The sequence below is a fragment of the Pseudomonas sp. 51_B genome (assembly GCF_017491595.1).
Classification (GTDB): Bacteria; Pseudomonadota; Gammaproteobacteria; order Pseudomonadales; family Pseudomonadaceae; genus Aquipseudomonas; species Aquipseudomonas promysalinigenes.
Genome location: NZ_JAFGYW010000261.1, coordinates 1 through 487 on the forward strand (window position 1 = coordinate 1; position 487 = coordinate 487).

1 pseudogene is annotated in these 487 nt (G+C 54.6%); it reads right to left on the minus strand.

Annotation, left to right across the window (positions count from 1 at the left end):
• Positions 1-465 (minus strand): annotated as a pseudogene (locus tag J5M56_RS24730) (alkaline phosphatase family protein); the annotation flags it as partial.
• Between the last annotated feature and the right edge of the window lie 22 nt (positions 466-487).

Here is a 487-nt window from a genome sequence, read left to right on the forward strand (position 1 = left end):
GTTCTCGACAAGTTGATTGATCGAGCCAAAGATGCGATCGCCCAGTTGCGGCAAGGAAGCGATGCCCGCGGTGATCCGCAGATAACGACAAGATCCGACGATAAAGCCCCGGGGCTGGCTGGCTTGCGCGGTGCGGGTGCGAAAGCGGTAGAGCTGTCGCGGCCATTGCAGTGGAAACTCCACCACTGTGTCGATGGTGTGTACCGGATTCATCGGGCTTAACCAGCCGGCTTGATATTCGTATTCACAATCGGCGTCCAGATCCTGTAATACCAGTACGCCCGACATATCGGTGGCTGGATGCAAAAGTGCAAATACGCTGTTGGACCATTTTTCCGTTCCGGCCTTGCGGGCGCGAACTCCGGCAAATACGCGTTTTTTGTCCTGTTGTTCGCCGCGCATGAAAATGCGCACTTCGTTAGTTGTGGTATGGCCCACGATGGGGCCGATAGTCGGTTTGAACATGATCGATTCAGTTCGAGATTTT